This is a genomic window from Sodalis sp. RH24 (assembly GCF_047324145.1).
Classification (GTDB): domain Bacteria; phylum Pseudomonadota; class Gammaproteobacteria; order Enterobacterales; family Enterobacteriaceae; genus Acerihabitans.
Genome location: NZ_CP178729.1, coordinates 3,391,990 through 3,410,758 on the forward strand (window position 1 = coordinate 3,391,990; position 18,769 = coordinate 3,410,758).

Here is an 18,769-nt window from a genome sequence, read left to right on the forward strand (position 1 = left end):
CCTCAGAAGGTGACGCCGGAGCAGAGGATAACGTTGGCGAAGGGCGAGCACTCCCCGCTGCGAATAACGGCCCGGCTGTGGGCGGTCTGCGCTTTGAATGCCTGATGGCTGATATAGTCGATGACGATGGTATTGCCCTGCGCTTGCTCCAGCTGGGACAGCCCGGCCAGCAACGCCTGGTGCAGCGCGGGATTATGGGCGGCCATTTCGCTGGCGATTATCGCCCTTTCCACCTGCATCTCACTGGCCACGACGTCGAACACCTGTAAAAAGCCCGGCACGCCCTGGGTCAACGCCAGATCGATCCTGGCGGCTGTCGCGGGTATGGGCAACCCGGCATCGGCAATGACGATTTCATCGGTATGCCCCAAGCGGGAAATCAACGCGGAAACCTCGGCGTTGAGCAGTAATCCTTTTTTCATTGGCTGATCCTCCCAGCGAAACGTTTCGCTGGGCTGAAAATAATCACAAACGGGCCAGGCCACAAGCGGGAAACATCAAAAATGTGATCGCCATCGAAACGTTTCGCTGGACCAGGCGGCACGGCGGCGGCTGGCGTGACCACCGGCGCGTTGTTCATTATCGCCGGATAAAGAGCGGCCGCATCCTTGCCATGGCCTCAGGACGCCATCTTTTGTTTGATCTCATAAATCACATCGTCCCATCTTTCTTCGCCACGCATGTTTAGACTGTGTTTATAGTCGTTGCCGCTGCGAAAAAAATCTTTTTTAATATCAATGATATCAATGGGGAAAAACATTTCACTTTCTGCATCCCACAACATATTCGCCCCATGGAGATCAGCGTGTATCATATTGACATTATTTAGTTTTTCCAGCATATCGACAAAGCGTTCAACTGCATCGTGCGGCAGGGAGCCCTCGGGAAGTGAATCTAACGTTATGCCGGGAATTTTGTACATTCTGTTATAAAAATTACCATCATTATCAGCAAATACCTTTGCCGATTCCGGGCCATAATATAAACGAAAGCTTTCAGCCTCCTTTTCCGCCAACATTTCAATATCTATATCGGCGTCGCCATCCGGATGTGGGCGCATCATCTTGATATACCAATTGGGATCCTGGCCATCCTGGAAAACGATACCGTAATCACCTTCACCAATCTGCGTACCGAGCAGGAGTTCAAGGTTAACGGATTCGTCATCGGGATCAAACACAGGCACTTTCCGCCCTTGCGCCGGCGCCACATTGACGGCGCTTTCATCAATTTTAAACCGTTTTGCCCAGGGAGGAATTTCACTAAACTGTTCAATATGCAAGGCAAACGAATATTCGTTAAACAGTCCCTCCTGGGGGAAATGGTATTGAGACAGCAGTGTTTTGGCCTGTTCAAGGTCGAACCCATCCAGGTCCTTGAGAATATCCACAGCATGCTTACGCGGCCTGAGTCCCCCCCGGCCGCTCATGCCAATCTTAAGGAGATCGTTAATCCTTTCCCTAAAATTTTCGACATGAAATTTATTTTTCTTGAAGCGAAGGTTGATTTTTCGATGATTATTCATCAGAAAAAACTTGTATGCGGTTTGCGGATATCTTTTCACTTTAAAATATTTATTTTTAATTTTCAGATATGAATTATTATTTATATCCCAGCGCAGGCCAAGCTTATCAGGCGTGGACAAATCGAACGCGTTGACGCTCTCCCCGACAATATCCTTGGCAATGGCGCGTCGCAGCGTTTTGGCGACATGGATTGACGTCGGCGCTTCAAACAACCAGCGGCGACCGTCAAACTCGACGGGATGGCCGCGCCGGCCAGGCATAGCCCGATTAAAAATTTCATATTTAAGGCCTCTTTTGGGCACTACCGCCGCGCGCACAGGCACTAATTCTCCCTTCAGCTCAACCACCCTCATTATGACATTATCACCCATAGCCATTGTGTCTTTTGACCTGACTTCAATAATTTTACCGGCACCATAGTGTTTGGGATTAAGGTTATCAACCTGAATATATTCATAGGCGCCGTCAAACCTCACCTTGAACGACTTAATTCTTTTCTCTTGTCTAAACGTGAAGGCAGGTTTGTTATTGTGTGTGCCAAGATGCCAAGAATGGCTGATTTTTTCATGATATACCGGAATCCGGGATTCCGTTCCGTCATGGTTCCGCAATTTCACTTCGTGCGTTCTTTTCCCCGCGCTATACTTAAGTTCATAATTCTCGCCATATAATTTAATAAATTTCTTACCGTTTTGTACTGTATAATCAACTCCCTGCCCTTCAGGCACATCTCCGTCGATATGGATCTTATCATTTATCGCGTCATAAAAAACTTTCCGGCCAGTTTTAGCGTTATTACCCTGCTGCCCAGTTGGAATAATGTATTCACCCGCTTCTGTTTGCCGAACACGCTGGATGGCGCCATCCAGGTCAACGGCAAGATGTTTGACAGTATTGATACCGGTCGGATATTTTTCGTGAACAAATACCCCGTCTGGATCAAAGGCATTTGCCTTTTGCAATTCCCGTGGTTTGTGATGTAACAGTGGATTTGAAAAAGCCCTGCGGTCGGTAATGCCAACCTCGGTATTGAACAGTAGATTGGCCATTTCCTCAGCCGAAAATTCGTTCCTGACGCAGTTGCTGTCACCATTGATGGAATGGCCTGATACAGACAAGGCTTTTGCCGAAGTATATTTTATAATCGGGTACGCGCCAATAGTGTAAATCCCGAAAATGATGTCATGACCAAGATTGACAACTTCAAACAGTATGGCCCCTATTTCAGAAAGTTCACCATTACCCCAGATCCACTCCTTAAGTTTTTCGGCGAAACCACGAACGGGATTCCTGATATATTCGCCGGTGACAAGCAGACTATCCCCCAATACTTTCCCTTGGTTGGTTTTGGTCCTGATATGGCAATTCTTTTCAATATAATCCCGGTAATCCTGTTCTTGCAGACCGACTGAGATATCTAAAGATATTCGCTTCTGTCTAAAAGACTTATCCTTTTTTGACGAAATATACATAAACGCAATCGCGTCTTGACCGATGCCATGCTCCGCATAGCCTTGTCCCGCGCTTAACATGTTAAACAGTAGCCGTTGTGGTGCCTTGCCCTTCATTTCATGGATGCTGTTTGCGGGTGGCGCCGCCGCCGGGCCTGCGGGCGCGGCCTGGCGAGAAAGCAACGGAGAAACGGCGCGCCCGGATGGCCGCACGGCTGCCGGCGCCAGGCTCACTGATATATTGGTGGCCAGCGTGAGCGCCTGAAGCATGAGATGCGCCCTGGCGCCCACGACCCCATCGCCTGGCGACGCGGCCATGCCGTTCAATTTTTGCTGGATTTTTTTATTACTGACATAATCGTGAGTCTGGCTGTGGTAGCGTCCGATATGTTCCCTGTGCTGAATAGCGGATGATGGCATAATGTGAATCCCTTCCCTCCCTTTATCATGATGTTATTCAAGTCGCAATGACCTTTGCCAAGGCAAAAAACCCTTAATCATGACAAGCCGGGTGTTCATTAATTGAGAATTTGGTGCTGTTATCCATATGTTGCATAAAAAATTAGCGGGAGATAATTAAAATATGGAATACAGTGGGTTAACGATAGATTAACGAAGCGGCCAGCCCTTGTGCCGGCGGCAGACCGCGCTGCGGGATATTTTAAACGGCTGTCATACAAATCATAAAAATGCCGTACGGTGTCGCCGCACGGCATTTTTTTAAGATAAAACTTCGTATTGAGTTAATTTATAATTAACGCTGGCTGATTTGATCGTAACTGCCACCGGTGGAGAAATGGACTTTTTGCACTTTCTGCCAGTCGCCGAAGTCATCCTTAAGGGTAAATAATTTAATCTGCGGAAACTCCTTGGCGAACTCTTTGGCGATTGCCGGATCGCGCGGGCGATAATAATTCTTGGCGGCGATACGTTGACCTTCGGTTGAATAAAGATACTTCAGATATTCGGTCGCGATGTCACGCGTGCCCCGCTTGTCGACCACCTTGTCAACCACCGATACGGTAGGCTCAGCCAGGATGGATTCACTTGGCGCCACGATATCGAATTTATCTTTGCCGACTTCATTGACGGCCAGCAGCGCTTCGTTTTCCCAGGCGATCAGCACATCACCGATGCCGCGTTCCACAAACGTATTGGTAGAGGCACGCGCGCCGGAATCCTGTACTTCGACGTTTTTAAACAGGGCTTTGACAAAGTCCTGGGCCTTCGCCTGATCGTTATTATTATGATGCAGGGCGTAACCCCAGGCAGCCAGGTAATTCCAGCGCGCGCCGCCGGAGGTTTTCGGGTTTGGCGTAATGACCGAAATACCCGGTTTAATCAGATCCGGCCAGTCATGGATCTGTTTAGGATTACCTTTACGCACCAGGAAGACAATGGTGGAGGTGTAGGGGGCGGAGTTATCGGGCAGGCGGGTTATCCAGTTTTTATCGATGCTGCCGCGCTCGGCAATCGCATCCACATCGTATGCCAGCGCCAGGGTTACGACATCCGCGTCGAGTCCGTTGATAACCGAAGTGGCCTGTTTGCCGGAGCCGCCGTGCGACTGGCGCACCGTCACCTTATCTCCGGTCTTGTCCTGCCAATACTTACTGAAAGCCACGTTATAATCCTGGTATAACTCACGCGTCGGGTCATAGGATACGTTTAATAATTGAACATCCTTTGCCAGTGCGCTTCCAGATAACAGCATCAACAACAGCCCTGCTTGCCATTTCGACATCGTTCCACTCCCCAAGAGAATTTTTTGTCATGTGAATAGTGCTTAACCAGAGAGTGTCAGAAATCGCTGCGTGTTTTAAAGAATAAAAACGTAATTTATATAATCAAAAGAGATAACCAGTGAATGTGCCGCAACGGCACGGCAAAGGAACGGCGGCGTAACGGGCGTGCTCTGGGATTGGCGTCTACGAGAGGTTGGGCGGAGTAAAGGCGGGTGAGGCAAGAAAGGCCGGGTATTATTCTAGGGGGGCCGGGAAACGCCGCAATGGCGTTCTCATCCGTGAGAACCAAGGCCTTGTCCTTTGGCGGCGCCGTGGCCATCGGCTTGCGGCGCGGATATCAATACAGTTTTTTAGCGCATTCCAGCAAATCGCTTTTAAATGGTCGCTTCATATTTTCTATGGCATCGACGATGTCATGGTGAACCAGTTTTTCGTTTTGCACCCCGACGCAACGCCCGCCGTAGCCTTGCAGCAGCAGCTCAATCGAAAACGCGCCCATGCGCGAGGCGAGGATGCGATCGTAGGCCACGGGGCTGCCGCCGCGCTGGATATGCCCTAAAACCGTGGCGCGGGTCTCGCGGCCGGTCTCTTTTTCGATATATTGCGCCAGCTCGGCAACATTACAGATATGTTCGGTAATGGCGACGATGGCGTGTTTTTTACCTTTGGCGATCCCGGCTTTGATTTCATACACCAGATCGTCTGGTTTGAATTCCACTTCCGGCAGCACGATGAATTCACAGCCGCCGGCGATAGCCGCGGACATAGTCAGGTCGCCGCAATAGCGCCCCATAACTTCGACGATGGAGATGCGCTGGTGCGAGGAGGACGTATCGCGCAGCCTGTCTATCGCCTCGACCACCGTTTCAAGCGCGGTGAAATAGCCGATGGTATAATCGGTGCCGGCGACGTCGTTATCGATGGTGCCGGGCAGGCCAATACAGGGGAAACCCATTTCGGTAAGGCGTTTCGCCCCCATATAGGAACCGTCGCCGCCGATGACCACCAGGGCGTCAAGGTCGCGCTTTTTCATATTTTCTATGGCTATCGCGCGGGTACCCTCTTCCCGGAATTCTGGAAAGCGGGCGGAGCCGAGGAAGGTGCCGCCACGGTTAATCATATCCGACACGCTATAACGGTCCAGCTTCTTCATCCGATCCTGAAACAAGCCGAGGTAGCCGTCATAGACGCCGTACACTTCCAATCCCTCGGACAGGCCGGCGCGCACCACGCCCCGGATCGCTGCATTCATGCCTGGTGAATCACCGCCGCTTGTCAGTACACCGATTTTCTTAATCATGACTACCTCTGAACTTTAAATATAATTGTAGAATACACTATGCCGGCTGAATATCGGGTCCCATTTGCACTAAGGCCCTTGGCTTATGGTAAAAATAGTATCTCAAATCCGATTTGCTGAATTGATTCAGGTCAGGCAACATCCGACTATCTGCTGGTTTTAAGCCATATGATAATGCATTGCATTTCCGCTTGCCCGCGCTTTTTTTCGCCACAAAAAGGATATGGGGTGCCGATAAACGCAGCCGCGTAATACCATAATGCCGCCGCCGGATGAATGCAGCATTGCAGTTGATAACAGATGTTACCGTCTCGCTGTAGGCCTCCGATGCCATATGGCCGACGCCCGGTTTTTCCGAGCGGGTCGCATCCAGGATCTTCAGGCAAAAAAAACCCCACCTTTCGGTGGGGAAGACAGGGATGGTGTCTATGGCAAGGAAAAATGGGAATGCACTATTTACTTACTTACGCGTTACGGTACTCATCACAACTTTTCACATCTCACATCACTACACTGGGCGTTGCTACTCGTTACTCAACGCTGGCTTCTGGGACGAAGTTTGGGTCATTTCCGCCATCTGCAGCTGGATCTCGGCGATACGCTGCTGATGTTTTTGATTCAAAATTTGTCTTTGCTCCGGGGTCAGCAGGTTGTACATTTGGTTGCGTACTTTGGCCATTTCAACCTGACGGATCACCTGCTGCTGCGCCATTTTTTCCGTTTGGGCCCGCACTGCCGGTTCGTCAAAATTTTCCGCCGTCACCAATGTATGCAGCCGTTCCATTTCGCTAATATTAAAGCGAGGAGTGGCAAGCAGGGCCTGACTCATTAAATCACGCATTTGTTGCCGCTGTTGTTCGGTGAGCCTGACGCCGTCAAACATGCTGTAATGGCTATCGCTTAGCCGACTGGCGATATCATCGTGATGCCAACTTTCCGTAGCGGTCTGCTCGCCGGCCAGGGTGCTTCCTGTTACCAGGGCGGCGGCGATGACCAATACGTTAAGCTTGTGCATCCTTAACCCCTTGACTCTTTCTTTGTTGCTTAACCATGAAGTCATTCTACTGAGGCCGCTGCAAACATGCGTCAGGGGATGTAAAGCTACGTAAAGTCATGGATTGGTAGTGATTGTTGACGTATTTTGCATCATGAGGTGAATAAAAATGAATAAAATCCTTTTGGTTGATGACGATCGCGAATTAACAGCATTATTAAAAGAATTGCTCGAGATGGAAGGCTTTGAAGTCCTGGTCGCCTATGACGGCGAGCAGGCGCTGAACATGCTGGACAGCTCGGTGGATTTGCTATTGCTTGATGTGATGATGCCGCGCAAAAACGGTATCGATACGCTTAAGGAGCTGCGCCAGCAGCATCAAACGCCGGTGATTATGCTGACCGCGCGCGGCAGCGAACTGGATCGGGTGCTGGGGCTTGAGCTGGGCGCGGATGACTATCTGCCCAAACCGTTCAACGATCGCGAGCTGGTGGCGCGTATCCGGGCCATTTTACGCCGTTCGCACTGGACCGAGCAGCAGCAGGTCGGCGATGCCGGCACGCCCGCGCTGGAGGTGGATTTTCTGCGCCTGAATCCGGGGCGTCAGGAAGCCACCTTCGACGGCGTTGCGCTGGAGCTGACCGGTACCGAGTTTACGCTGCTTTACCTGCTGGCCCAGCATCTTGGCCAAGTGGTCTCCCGCGAACACCTGAGCCAGGAGGTGCTGGGCAAACGCCTGACGCCGTTCGACCGGGCGATCGATATGCATATCTCCAACCTGCGGCGTAAACTGCCGGAACGCAGGGACGGGCATCCGTGGTTTAAAACCCTGCGGGGACGAGGCTACCTGATGGTATCCGCCGCATGATAAACAGTTTAACCGCCAGGATCTTCGCCATTTTCTGGCTGACCCTGGCGTTGGTGCTGATGCTGGTGCTGATGGTGCCCAAGCTGGATTCCCGTCAGTTGACGCCGCTGCTCGACAGCGAACAGCGCCAGGGCATTATGCTGCAACAGCATGTGGAAGCGGAGCTGGCGGGAGATCCTGCCAACGACCTGATGTGGTGGCGGCGGCTGTTCCGCTCCATCGATAAATGGGCGCCTCCCGGGCAGCGGCTGATTCTGGTCACCAGCGAAGGGCGGGTCATCGGCGCCCAGCGTAATGAAATGCAGGTTATCCGTAATTTTATCGGCCAGTCCGACAACTCCGATCATCCGCAAAAGAAAAAATATGGCCGCGTGGAATTGGTGGGGCCGTTCCCGGTGCGGGACGGCGAGGATAACTATCAGCTGTATCAAATCCGCCCCGCCGGCAATTCACAGTCGGACTTCATCAGCCTGATGTTCGACCGGCCGCTGCTGCTGTTGATTGTCACCATGCTTATCAGCATCCCGCTGCTGCTCTGGCTGGCCTGGAGCCTGGCGAAACCGGCGCGTAAACTCAAGCATGCCGCCGATGAAGTGGCCCGGGGCAATTTGCGCCAGCATCCCGAGCTGGAAGCCGGTCCACAAGAATTTCTGGCCACCGGCGTAAGCTTCAACCAGATGGTCAGCGCCCTGGAAAGAATGGTTAATGCCCAGCAACGCCTGCTGTCCGATATTTCCCACGAACTGCGCACCCCCCTGACGCGTTTACAGCTGGCCACCGCCCTGATGCGGCGTAAACATGGCGAGGGCCATGAACTGGCCCGTATCGAGACCGAGGCGCAGCGTCTGGACTCGATGATTAATGATTTGCTGGTGCTGTCGCGCAATCAGCATAAGAACGAATTGACCCGCGAATACGTCACGGCCGGCGATTTGTGGAACGATGTGCTGGACGATGCCAAATTCGAAGCCGAACAGATGGGCAAAACCCTGCGCATCGCCTCGCCTCCCGGCAATTGGATGCTGGTCTGCAATCCCGCCGCGCTCGACAGCGCGCTGGAAAATGTGGTGCGCAACGCCCTGCGTTACTCGAATCAGCAAATTTCGGTGACGTTTACCGCCGATCAGCAGGGGGTCACCATTATCGTCGATGACGACGGGCCGGGTGTCAGCGCTGAAGATCGCGAACAGATTTTTCGCCCGTTCTATCGCACCGATGAAGCGCGCGATCGCGCATCCGGCGGCTCGGGACTGGGCCTGGCCATTGTCGAAAAAGCGGTGGAGCAGCATCACGGCTGGGTTAAAGCGCAAGACAGCCCGCTTGGCGGGCTGCGGCTGGTCATGTGGCTACCGTTGCATCACCGGCGCCCGGCGGCGGGCACGGAGAACAAAGCCGAGAGCAAATAAGACGCGGCCGGAAGTGGGCAATTGCGGCATGGCGGCGTTTTATTTGCTATCCTTCGCCCTCGTCAAGGGGGCACCATGCTACACATCGTTTTATTCGAGCCGGAAATCCCGCCAAATACCGGCAATATCATACGCCTGTGCGCTAATACCGGGTTTCAGCTGCATCTGATCGAGCCGTTGGGGTTTACCTGGGATGATAAGCGCCTGCGCCGCGCCGGGCTGGATTACCATGAGTTCGCCGATATCAGGCGTCACCATGATTATGGCGCCTTCCTGGCCGCGCAGGCGCCGCGGCGGCTGTTTGCCCTGACCACCAAGGGCAGTCCCGCCCACAGCGCGGTGAGCTATCAGCCGGGAGATTATTTGCTGTTCGGTCCGGAAACGCGCGGCTTACCGCCCGCCATTCTCGATACCCTGCCCGGGGATCATAAAATCCGCATTCCAATGCAACCCGGCAGCCGCAGCATGAATCTGTCCAATGCCGTCGCAGTGGTGGTTTATGAAGCCTGGCGCCAATTAGGGTATGAAAGCGCGCGCCCGTAGCCGTTAACGCCGGTCAAATGCCGTCGCCATATTCAAAACCATGGCCGCCGAAGAACTGGTCCATATCCATGGAGGGCTTATCGCTATCCGGCCGGCCGACAATCCTTGCGGGCACGCCGGCGGCGGTGGTATGGGGCGGCACCGATTGCAGCACCACGGAACCCGCGCCGATTTTGGCGCCCCGCCCGACCTCGATATTGCCAAGGATAGTTGCGCCGGCGCCAATCATTACGCCTTCGCGGATCTTGGGGTGGCGATCGCCGCTGGTTTTTCCGGTCCCGCCGAGCGTGACCGACTGGAGAATGGAGACATCGTTTTCCACAACGGCCGTTTCACCGATAACGATACCGGTGGCATGATCGAGCATAATGCCGCAGCCGATATTGGCGGCCGGATGGATATCGACGCCGAAGGAAACCGAAATCTGGTTTTGGAAATAGATCGCCATCGCCTTGCGATCCTGGCGCCACAACCAGTGGCCGATGCGATAGGCCTGCAGGGCGTGGAACCCCTTGAGATACAGCAGCGGGGTGGAAAATTTATCCACCGCCGGATCGCGCAGGCGCACCGCGTGGATATCGCGCGCGGCCGAAATAATCATCTGCAGATCGGCGCTGTAGGCCTCTTCGACGATTTCCCGGATGGCGATGGCCGGCATAATCGGGTTGGCGAGCTTATTGGCCAGCATATAGCTGAGCGCGCTGCCGAGGTTTTCATGTTTGAGCAGAGTCGCATGAAAAAAACTGGCCAGCATGGGTTCACAATCCGCCAGCAAACGTGCTTCAGCTTTAATGTTATTCCAGACTAATTCCAATTCTTCAGTGGACATACTCACTACCTTCCGCGGATGGCTATCTTCTGACATACCGGCGTCAGCCGCCGGTTTTCTCATCTTTCTGCGCCCGGCCCAGCAAGGTCAGGGCGGCTTCCCGGGCATTTTTATCCCGGTAGAGCACCTGGTAGATTTGCTCGGTGATCGGCATTTCCACCCCTGCGCGCCCGGCCAGCGCCAGTACTTCCTTGGTGTTACGGTAACCTTCCACCACCTGGCCGATGGTATCCTGCGCGGACTGCACATCGATGCCCTGGCCCAGGAGCATGCCGAAACGCCGGTTACGGGATTGATTGTCGGTACAGGTCAATACCAGGTCGCCCAAACCGGCCATGCCCATGAACGTGCTCGGATCGGCGCCCAGCGCCGTGCCGAGGCGGGTCATTTCAGCCAGTCCGCGGGTAATCAGGGCGGTACGGGCGTTGGCGCCGAAACCGATGCCGTCGGACATGCCGGCGCCGATGGCAATGACATTTTTAACCGCGCCGCCGAGCTGGACGCCGATAAAATCAGGGTTGCCATAGACCCGGAAACTTTTGCCGCAGTGGAGTAAATTCTGTAAATCCGCCGAAAAAACGGCGTCGGTGGCGGCCAGGGCGATAGCGGTGGGCAAGCCCGCCGCCAGTTCCTTGGCAAAGGTCGGTCCGGAGATGACCGCCAGGGGAATAGCGTCGCCCAGCACGTCGCGCGCGACATCCGCCAGCAACCGTCCGGTTTCCGTCTCCAGGCCCTTGGTCGCCCAGACCACCCGCGCATCCGGCCGCAGGTGCGGCTTAAGCTGCGTCAGGACGCTGCCGAACACGTGGCTGGGGACTACGATCAACACATCGCGGCCGGCGGCGAGCGCCAGCGATAAATCGCTCTCCAGGCGCAGCGAGGGCGGGAAAGGCACATCGGGCAAGAACGCCTGGTTGCACCGCGCCGCCTGCAGCGCCTGGATATGTTGCGGATCGTGCCCCCACAGCACCACCTCATGACCGTTGCGTGCCAGGGTAATAGCCAGGGCCGTACCGTAGGAACCGGCACCGATAACAATCATTGAGGCGTTAGCGTGCATTATCAGGCTTCCTGCGCCGGTTGGCTTCCTTCGCTTTCCGACTGCTGTTGCAGGTAGTTCATGAACAAGGCGTCAAAGTTTACCGGCGCCAGGTTCAACTGCGGGAACGTGCCGCGCGAAACCTGGCTGGTGATGCATTCACGGGCATACGGGAACAGGATATTCGGGCAGTACGCGCCCAGGCAATGGGCCATTTGCGTGCCGTCGATGCCGGAGATGGTGAAAATCCCCGCCTGCTGGACTTCACATAAAAACGCGGTTTCCTCGCCCAGCGAGGCAGTGACGGTAACCCGCAGCACCACTTCATAGATGCCTTCCGCCAGCTGGCTGGAAGCGGTATCCAGATCCAGTTTGATTTCCGGCTGCCATTCCAGCTGGAAAACCTTCGGCGCGTTCGGCGCTTCAAACGAGACGTCTTTGGTGTAGATACGCTGGATCTGAAACGCCATCTCGGTACTATTTTGTTCTGACATTAAAAAAACCCTATGGTTAATTTGCTGCATGCGCCCGCGCACGTCAGCCGGCCCCGTCTATTTCAGCAGGGGATCCAGGCCGCCGCGCGCATCAAGCGCGTGTAAATCATCACAGCCACCCACGTGCTGTCCGTCGATGAAAATTTGTGGAACCGTGGTGCGCCCGCTGCGTTTAATCATTTCTTCCCGTTTATCCGCGTCCCCGTCAATGGGTATTTCCTGGAACACGGCGTTCTTGCGGGTGAGTAAAGCCTTGGCGCGATGGCAATATGGACACGTTGATTTAGTGTAGATTTCTATATTGGCCATGGTTCCCCCTCTCAGGTGATAATTTATTTACCCCGGACCAGCGGTAAATTTTCTCCGCTCCAGCCGGATATGCCTTCTTTCAGAACATAAACCCGATCAAAGCCTGCTTTATTCAGGTTTTCGGCCGGTTCGCGAGACGTGCTGCCGGTAGCGCAAACGACAATAACCGGTTTGGTCTTGGCCTTGTCAAGCTCGCCCAGGCTGCCGCTTTTTATCTCGGCCGACGTCAGGTTAAGCGCGTTGGCGATATGCCCTTTACGGTAATCATCCCGGGTACGCAGATCAACGATCACTGCGTCTTCCTTGTTGATCAAGCGGATGGCTTCGCCGCGGGAAATTTCATTAACCTTGGAAAAACGATTTTTGAACGTTGTTACGATGACGGCGATCAATAAAGCGACCCACGCCAAACATAGCATAGGGTGATCGCTGACAAACTGCGTAATTTCTTGCATGGGGTGTAAAAGCTCCCGTTAGTTGTGGCCACGCTTTAAAGCCTTCGAGTATACCCTCGCATTACGGCAAATTCAGCCAATATACATGACCGGAAAGAAGAAACTACCTGCAATGCGCGTCATGTCGCTAAAAACCGGGCGGTTTATCAACCGTTTCCTCCGGTCCGCGCACGCCGCCGCCGCGGTATTGCCGCAAGAGATGACTGGTAAGCGGCTGGTCAACGTGGAATAATCCAGACAATGAGGGGAAAGGCATCGTTGAACAGATTGAGTCACAGGGAAAACGGCCCGCAGCGCCGTCCTTCCGCGCGAAAACTTACCATGTACGCCAGCATTATCTTCGCTGGCGTTATGTTATTGCCTGCCAGCAGCCATGCCGAGGATAACAAGGAACAGCTCAAAACCCTGCAGCAAAGCATTGCCGAAAAAGAAAAAAACGTGCATTTGCAACAGCAGCAGCGCGGCAAACTGCTCGGACAGTTGAAACAGCAGGAAATCGCCGTTTCCCAATCCAGCCGCATCCTGCACGAAACGCAGACCACGCTTGCGGCGCTGGACAAGGCTATCGCCCGGCTGAACCAGTCCATCAAACAATTGGAAGCGCGTTTGGCCGAGCAGCAAAAACTGCTGGCACAACAGCTTGACGCCGCGTTCCGCCAAGGCCGCAATGCGGGCATGCAGCTGATTCTGAGCGGTGAGCAGAGCCAGCGTAACGAGCGTATCTTCGCTTATTACAGCTACCTGAATGAAGCGCGGGAAAAATCCATCCGCGACCTGGGCGCGACCCGGCAGGCGCTGGCGGACCAGAAAAAAGACCTGCAGCAAAAGCAGCAGCAGCAAACCGCCCTGTTGCAACAGCAGCACGCGCAGCAAGATGCGCTGGAAAAAGCCCGCGCGGCCAGGCGTAAAACCCTCTCCGGTCTCGACTCGTCTATCGCGCAGGATCAGCAAACACTGAACGAACTGCGCCAGAACGAATCGCGACTGCGGGATAATATCGCCCGGGCGGAGCGGGAAGCGCGGGCGCGGGCCGAGCGTGAAGCGCGGGAGGCGCAGCAGGTGCGCGAACGTCAGGAACAGGCCAAACGCAAAGGCGATACGTATAAACCTTCGCCCAGCGAACGCGCCCTGGTATCCCGCACCGGCGGCCTGGGCCAGCCGGCGGGCCAGGATCTGTGGCCGGTCCGGGGACGTACGCTGCATCGGTTTGGTGAATCCCTGCAGGGTGAACTACGCTGGAAGGGCATGGTCATCGCCGCGGCCGAAGGCAGCGAAGTCAGGGCCATCGCCGACGGACGCGTCCTGATGGCCGACTGGCTGCAGGGATATGGGCTGGTGGTGGTGGTTGAACATGGCAAAGGCGATATGAGCCTTTACGGTTATAACCAGAGCGCGCTGGTCAGCGTGGGCGCCCAGGTCCGATCCGGCCAGCCTATTGCGCTGGTGGGCAGCAGCGGCGGCCAGGGCACTCCTGCGCTTTATTTTGAAATTCGTCGCCAGGGCCAGGCGGTGAATCCGTTACCCTGGTTAGGAAGATAGTTTGCTAAGGAAAAACCTTCATCGCATTTTAGTCTGCACGCTGCTCGCCGCCTCCACCGGTGTGGACGCCGGCAAACTGGCCATCGTCATTGATGACTTCGGCTATCAGCCGCATAACGAGTATCAGGTACTCGCCATGCCGACGGCGGTTTCGATTGCGGTGCTGCCGAATGCGCCCTACGCGCGGGAAATGGCCACCAGGGCGCATCAGCAGGGGCGCGAAGTGCTGATCCACCTGCCGATGGCGCCCCTGAGCAAGCAACCCCTGGAACGCGATACCCTGCGCCCCGAGATGAGCCGCGATGAAATAACGCGCATCGTGCGCGACGCGGTCGGCAAGGTGCCCTTCGCCGTGGGGGTCAACAACCATATGGGCAGCGCCATGACCTCAAGCCTTGGCGGCATGCAGAATGTCATGCAGGTGCTGAAACAATACCCCTTTTATTTTCTCGATAGCATGACCATCGGCAACAGCCAGTCGCGCCAGGCGGCGGCGGGCACCGGCATCAGCGTCATCAGGCGCAACGTTTTTTTGGACGATACCAGCAACGAAGCGGACATTCGCCAGCAGTTTAACCGCGCCGTGGCCCTGGCCCGGCGTAACGGTTCAGCCATCGCCATCGGTCACCCCCACCCCAATACCGTCAGGGTCTTGGCGCAAATGTTGCCCACGCTGCCCGCGGATATTGTGCTGGTGCGCCCGAGCATGTTATTGAATGAACGTTACGCCCCGGCCCCCGCGCCGGAACCGAAGCCCGTCAGGCCGCGCAACCCGTTCCACGGCATCCCGCAATGTACCGTGAAACAGGCGCCGCCGCCGGTGTACGCCGACGCCATGTTCAAGGCCATATTCTCTAGCCTGGATGAGACGCGGCGGGTTATGCTCGGGGAGCATGGCAAACCGCTCCCGGCGCCGCTGCGCCCGGAAAAATAGCGGATCCCGGCAATAAATAACGGAATAGTGACGGGGCAGTGCCCGCGTTAATGTACCTTAAATGATAATCATTCAAATATTGGGAATGCATGACGATGCCACAAAGCCGGATGAAAATTCTTCTCTTGGACAGCGGCAAGGAATGGGGCGGCGGCACCAACAGCATGCTGGAATTGCTTAAACGCATCGACCGCGAAAAATTCGACATCAGCTGCTGTTTTTACAATAATTATGCCCGCGATAATAACGAAACGGTCAGCGAGGTCCTGGCCGCGCTGGGGATTCAGGTGTTCTTCATTCCCCAGACCCGGCAACCTGCCTGGGCCAAATGGGGCAAGGAAATCCTGCGCACCCTGCTTTTCTTCAATAAAAAGGTTCGTCTCGCCGCGATTTACGCCATCGACAAAATCTGGCGCATTGATCCCAATATCAATAAAATCAGTTCATTACTAGAAATGGGCCAATATGATATTTTATATATGAACAACCAGCCCAGCTCCAATGTCGAGGGGTACTACGCCACCATGGGCTTATCGACCACCGTGGTGCAACATTGCCGTATCGAACCCGTGATGAGCCGCCAGATAGTCAGAATGGTCAATACCCTGTGCCATGCCATTATCTCGGTATCCTCCGGGGTGCAGGACAAGCTGATCCAAAGCGGCGTGCAGCCGGAGATCTGTTATACGGTGTTTAACGGTATCGACATCGATCAGCCCCTGCCGGACGGACTCCCGCTGCGCCACACCCTTGGCGCCGACGATCACACCTTTATCTTCGGCAGCATAGGCTCGCTTATCCCGCGCAAGGCCCATCACCATACCCTGCAGGCCCTGCATTTATTCAACCAGGCCTACCCCGAGGCACGCTGGAAAATGGTGATCGTCGGCGCGGGTCCCGAGCATCAGCGATTGGTCCGGATGGCCGCCGGCTTTCGTCTGCTGGACAAGGTGATTTTTACCGGTTTCAAAAGCAACGCCATGGAATACCTGGCCGCCTTTGATACCTTCATCCTGGCGTCGCGCAGCGAAGGACTGCCGCGCGTGATCCTTGAAGCCATGCTGCTGAATACGGTGGTCATCGGTTCCGATGTCACCGGCACCATGGAATTGATTAAACATCAGGAAACCGGACTACTATTCCCCTACGGCGATACCCAGGCCCTGTTCAAACAGTTGAAAACGGTTTACCTGGACGCCCAATACCGCCGCACGCTGGCCCAGCAGGCCAACCATATGGTAAAGACCCACTTCACCATTGATAAATATGTCCTGGGTGTCGAAGCCGTGCTCGGCAGCATAAAAACGCTTTGAGGTAGATATGTTCGAATTTCTTAACGCCAAATATCGCCATATCGTCCGTCGTCATAATATCGCTTATGACGAAAAAAGAGACGCTTCCCTGCCTTGGGTGCCGGTAACGTCCGTCGTGATCCCCTCGGTGGGCGAGGATTATATTGAGGAAGCGATGCTGAGCGCCACCTTTGCGCAGCGTTATGCGCAGGAGGTGCGTGAAATCGTGATTGTCACCGACCAGCCGGCGCATAAATTTCCGCCGCTGCCCGAAAAGGTCAGGATAGTTACCCTGGCGCTGGAAACCCGTGACGGCGATTATCGCTATAAACAAATCTATCTTAGCCGCTTGGTCAAGCTGCAGGCGCCTCTGCAGGCCCGCACCGAGGGTATATTGATGATCGATTCCGATTTGAACCTGCTGCGGATGCCCGTTATCCGCCTGGTGGACGATCATATTTACTCCAGTTTCCGGCAGGGGAAAATGACGGCTAAACTCAGTCGCGCCGCGCCGGAACGCATCCCGGCATATTATCGCGATGCCGTGCGGCCGGGCCTGCTGGATCATGTTAACGGCGCTTTTCTTGCGGCTACGGCCAGCACCTGGCGGCGGATGTGTCCCATATGGACGGCTTTTTTCATCGATACCTGGACGCAGTTGGGCGATGATCAGCCGCCGACCGACCAATTGCCTCTGGCCGCCATGCTCGATACGCTTGATATCCGCACCATCAACCTGGGCGACTGGATGAATTGGCCGGTGTCGAAAAAAATCGGCGGCACGCCCTCGGTGATTCCAGCGCAGGTAGTGGGGGCGCATGGGGGTTTTCCGCTGGCGGAGTGGCAAAAATATCTGGCGTCCCCCGATGGCGAACTGCTGTTCAAATCACAGGATTATACCCGAAAAGTGCGCTATCTCACTGATAATGAAAAGCAATCATTATGACTGCATGCATTCCTCATGGCATGGCGATAACCCGGCGGCATTTTACCGCACGGATACTAAGGTCACAGAGGAAATGGTATCATAGTGGACATAAAGGAGCAGACACAGTGCCAGCTCCGCGTAAGCTCAACAAGGGTATCCCATGATAGTCGTCACAGGTGGGGCCGGATTTATCGGCAGTAATATTGTTAAGTCGCTGAACAACCTCGGGCACAGCGATATCCTGGTGGTGGATAACCTCAAGGACGGCACAAAATTCATTAATCTGGTAGAGGCGAATATCACCGATTATATGGATAAGGAAGATTTTATCGCCAGCATCATGGCCGGCGATGATTTTGGCGATATCGAAGCCGTATTCCATGAGGGCGCCTGTTCCTCCACCACCGAATGGGACGGCAAGTATATGATGGATAACAACTATCAATACTCCAAGGAGCTGCTGCATTATTGCCTTGAGCGTTCGATTCCCTTTCTGTACGCCTCCTCCGCCGCCACCTACGGCGGCAGGACGGAACATTTTATCGAACAACGGCAGTACGAGCAGCCGCTGAATGTGTACGGCTACTCAAAATTCCTGTTCGATCAGTATGTTCGCGCTATATTGCCGGAAGCCGAGTCCCAGATTTGCGGTTTTCGCTACTTTAACGTGTATGGTCCGCATGAAGGTCATAAAGGCAGCATGGCCAGCGTCGCGTTCCATTTGAATAACCAGATCAATGCCGGTGAAAACCCCAAATTATTTTCCGGCAGCGAAGGCTTTAAACGTGATTTCATCTACGTCGGCGATGTGGCCGAGGTGAATTTATGGTTTTGGCAAAAAGGGGTTTCCGGTATTTTCAACTGCGGCACCGGACGGGCGGAGTCCTTCCAGGCGGTAGCGGACGCGGTGCTGGATTTCCATAAAAAAGGCCAGATTGAGTATATCGATTTCCCCGAGAAACTCAGGGGGCGTTACCAGGCTTACACCCAGGCCGATCTGACCCAGCTGCGGGCCGCGGGCTACACTAAGTCGTTCAAAACCGTGGCCGAAGGCGTGGGCGAATATTTAGCATGGTTAAATCGCAACCATTAATGCACAGGCAAGGATGATATCAGC

The 18,769-nt window shown here is 54.6% G+C and carries 18 protein-coding genes; 8 read left to right on the forward strand and 10 right to left on the reverse strand.

Going from position 1 to position 18,769, the window contains the following annotated elements:
• Window positions 1–2: 2 nt before the first annotated feature.
• From rbsD to cpxP, 5 genes are all read right to left on the reverse strand, one after another.
• Window positions 3–422, reverse strand: coding sequence for a D-ribose pyranase (rbsD, locus tag ACL2XG_RS15390; protein WP_413721806.1), 420 nt, complete (start codon window positions 420–422; stop codon window positions 3–5).
• Between the two features lie 197 nt (window positions 423–619).
• Window positions 620–3,397, reverse strand: a complete 2,778-nt coding sequence (locus ACL2XG_RS15395) for a hypothetical protein (protein ID WP_413721805.1) — start codon at window positions 3,395–3,397, stop codon at window positions 620–622.
• A 334-nt stretch (window positions 3,398–3,731) separates the two neighbouring features.
• Window positions 3,732–4,721 carry a sulfate ABC transporter substrate-binding protein gene (locus ACL2XG_RS15400; protein ID WP_410012720.1) on the reverse strand — a complete coding sequence of 330 codons (990 nt, stop codon included), beginning with the start codon at window positions 4,719–4,721 and terminating at the stop codon, window positions 3,732–3,734.
• Window positions 4,722–5,059: 338 nt separating this feature from the next.
• Window positions 5,060–6,022 carry a 6-phosphofructokinase gene (pfkA, locus tag ACL2XG_RS15405; protein WP_410012721.1) on the reverse strand — a complete coding sequence of 321 codons (963 nt, stop codon included), beginning with the start codon at window positions 6,020–6,022 and terminating at the stop codon, window positions 5,060–5,062.
• 523 nt (window positions 6,023–6,545) lie between these two features.
• Window positions 6,546–7,037, reverse strand: coding sequence for a cell-envelope stress modulator CpxP (gene cpxP / locus ACL2XG_RS15410; protein ID WP_410012722.1), 492 nt, complete (start codon window positions 7,035–7,037; stop codon window positions 6,546–6,548).
• A 148-nt stretch (window positions 7,038–7,185) separates the two neighbouring features.
• On the opposite strand from cpxP, the gene cpxR reads away from it, so the two are divergent.
• The 3 genes from cpxR (at window position 7,186) to trmL (ending at window position 9,833) form a co-directional block, all read left to right on the forward strand.
• On the forward strand, window positions 7,186–7,884 hold the full coding sequence (cpxR, locus tag ACL2XG_RS15415) for an envelope stress response regulator transcription factor CpxR (protein ID WP_410012723.1): 699 nt from the start codon (window positions 7,186–7,188) through the stop codon (window positions 7,882–7,884).
• Window positions 7,881–9,290, forward strand: coding sequence for an envelope stress sensor histidine kinase CpxA (gene cpxA, locus ACL2XG_RS15420; RefSeq protein WP_410012724.1), 1,410 nt, complete (start codon window positions 7,881–7,883; stop codon window positions 9,288–9,290). The genes cpxR and cpxA overlap by 4 nt, the downstream gene beginning before the upstream one ends.
• 75 nt (window positions 9,291–9,365) lie before the next feature.
• Window positions 9,366–9,833 (forward strand): tRNA (uridine(34)/cytosine(34)/5-carboxymethylaminomethyluridine(34)-2'-O)-methyltransferase TrmL, encoded by a 468-nt coding sequence (gene trmL / locus ACL2XG_RS15425; RefSeq protein WP_410012725.1) that lies wholly within the window; start codon window positions 9,366–9,368, stop codon window positions 9,831–9,833.
• A gap of 13 nt (window positions 9,834–9,846) precedes the next feature.
• Here trmL and cysE read toward each other — a convergent pair whose 3' ends face one another.
• Genes cysE through ACL2XG_RS15450 form a run of 5 tightly spaced genes read right to left on the reverse strand, consistent with a single transcriptional unit; the run spans window position 9,847 to window position 12,959 of the window.
• On the reverse strand, window positions 9,847–10,662 hold the full coding sequence (cysE, locus tag ACL2XG_RS15430; RefSeq protein WP_410012726.1) for a serine O-acetyltransferase: 816 nt from the start codon (window positions 10,660–10,662) through the stop codon (window positions 9,847–9,849).
• A gap of 43 nt (window positions 10,663–10,705) precedes the next feature.
• Window positions 10,706–11,722 carry an NAD(P)H-dependent glycerol-3-phosphate dehydrogenase gene (gpsA, locus tag ACL2XG_RS15435; protein WP_410012727.1) on the reverse strand — a complete coding sequence of 339 codons (1,017 nt, stop codon included), beginning with the start codon at window positions 11,720–11,722 and terminating at the stop codon, window positions 10,706–10,708.
• Window positions 11,723–11,724: 2 nt separating this feature from the next.
• Complete coding sequence (secB, locus tag ACL2XG_RS15440; RefSeq protein ID WP_410012728.1) at window positions 11,725–12,195, reverse strand: protein-export chaperone SecB; 471 nt, start codon at window positions 12,193–12,195, stop codon at window positions 11,725–11,727.
• A gap of 57 nt (window positions 12,196–12,252) precedes the next feature.
• A complete protein-coding gene (grxC, locus tag ACL2XG_RS15445) occupies window positions 12,253–12,504 on the reverse strand; it encodes a glutaredoxin 3 (protein WP_331122111.1) in 252 nt (83 codons plus the stop codon).
• Between the two features lie 23 nt (window positions 12,505–12,527).
• A complete protein-coding gene (locus ACL2XG_RS15450) occupies window positions 12,528–12,959 on the reverse strand; it encodes a rhodanese-like domain-containing protein (RefSeq protein WP_410012729.1) in 432 nt (143 codons plus the stop codon).
• A 240-nt stretch (window positions 12,960–13,199) separates the two neighbouring features.
• Here ACL2XG_RS15450 and envC point away from each other — a divergent pair, with 240 nt between their 5' ends.
• From envC to rfaD, 5 genes are all read left to right on the forward strand, one after another.
• A complete protein-coding gene (gene envC, locus ACL2XG_RS15455; protein ID WP_410012730.1) occupies window positions 13,200–14,498 on the forward strand; it encodes a murein hydrolase activator EnvC in 1,299 nt (432 codons plus the stop codon).
• A 1-nt stretch (window position 14,499) separates the two neighbouring features.
• Window positions 14,500–15,432 (forward strand): divergent polysaccharide deacetylase family protein, encoded by a 933-nt coding sequence (locus tag ACL2XG_RS15460; protein WP_410012731.1) that lies wholly within the window; start codon window positions 14,500–14,502, stop codon window positions 15,430–15,432.
• 95 nt (window positions 15,433–15,527) lie between these two features.
• The gene (locus tag ACL2XG_RS15465) at window positions 15,528–16,745 is read left to right on the forward strand and encodes a glycosyltransferase (RefSeq protein ID WP_410016661.1); all 1,218 of its coding nucleotides are present in this window, start codon (window positions 15,528–15,530) and stop codon (window positions 16,743–16,745) included.
• A gap of 7 nt (window positions 16,746–16,752) precedes the next feature.
• The gene (locus ACL2XG_RS15470) at window positions 16,753–17,670 is read left to right on the forward strand and encodes a hypothetical protein (protein WP_410012732.1); all 918 of its coding nucleotides are present in this window, start codon (window positions 16,753–16,755) and stop codon (window positions 17,668–17,670) included.
• A 142-nt stretch (window positions 17,671–17,812) separates the two neighbouring features.
• Window positions 17,813–18,745 carry an ADP-glyceromanno-heptose 6-epimerase gene (rfaD, locus tag ACL2XG_RS15475; protein WP_410012733.1) on the forward strand — a complete coding sequence of 311 codons (933 nt, stop codon included), beginning with the start codon at window positions 17,813–17,815 and terminating at the stop codon, window positions 18,743–18,745.
• Window positions 18,746–18,769: the final 24 nt, after the last annotated feature.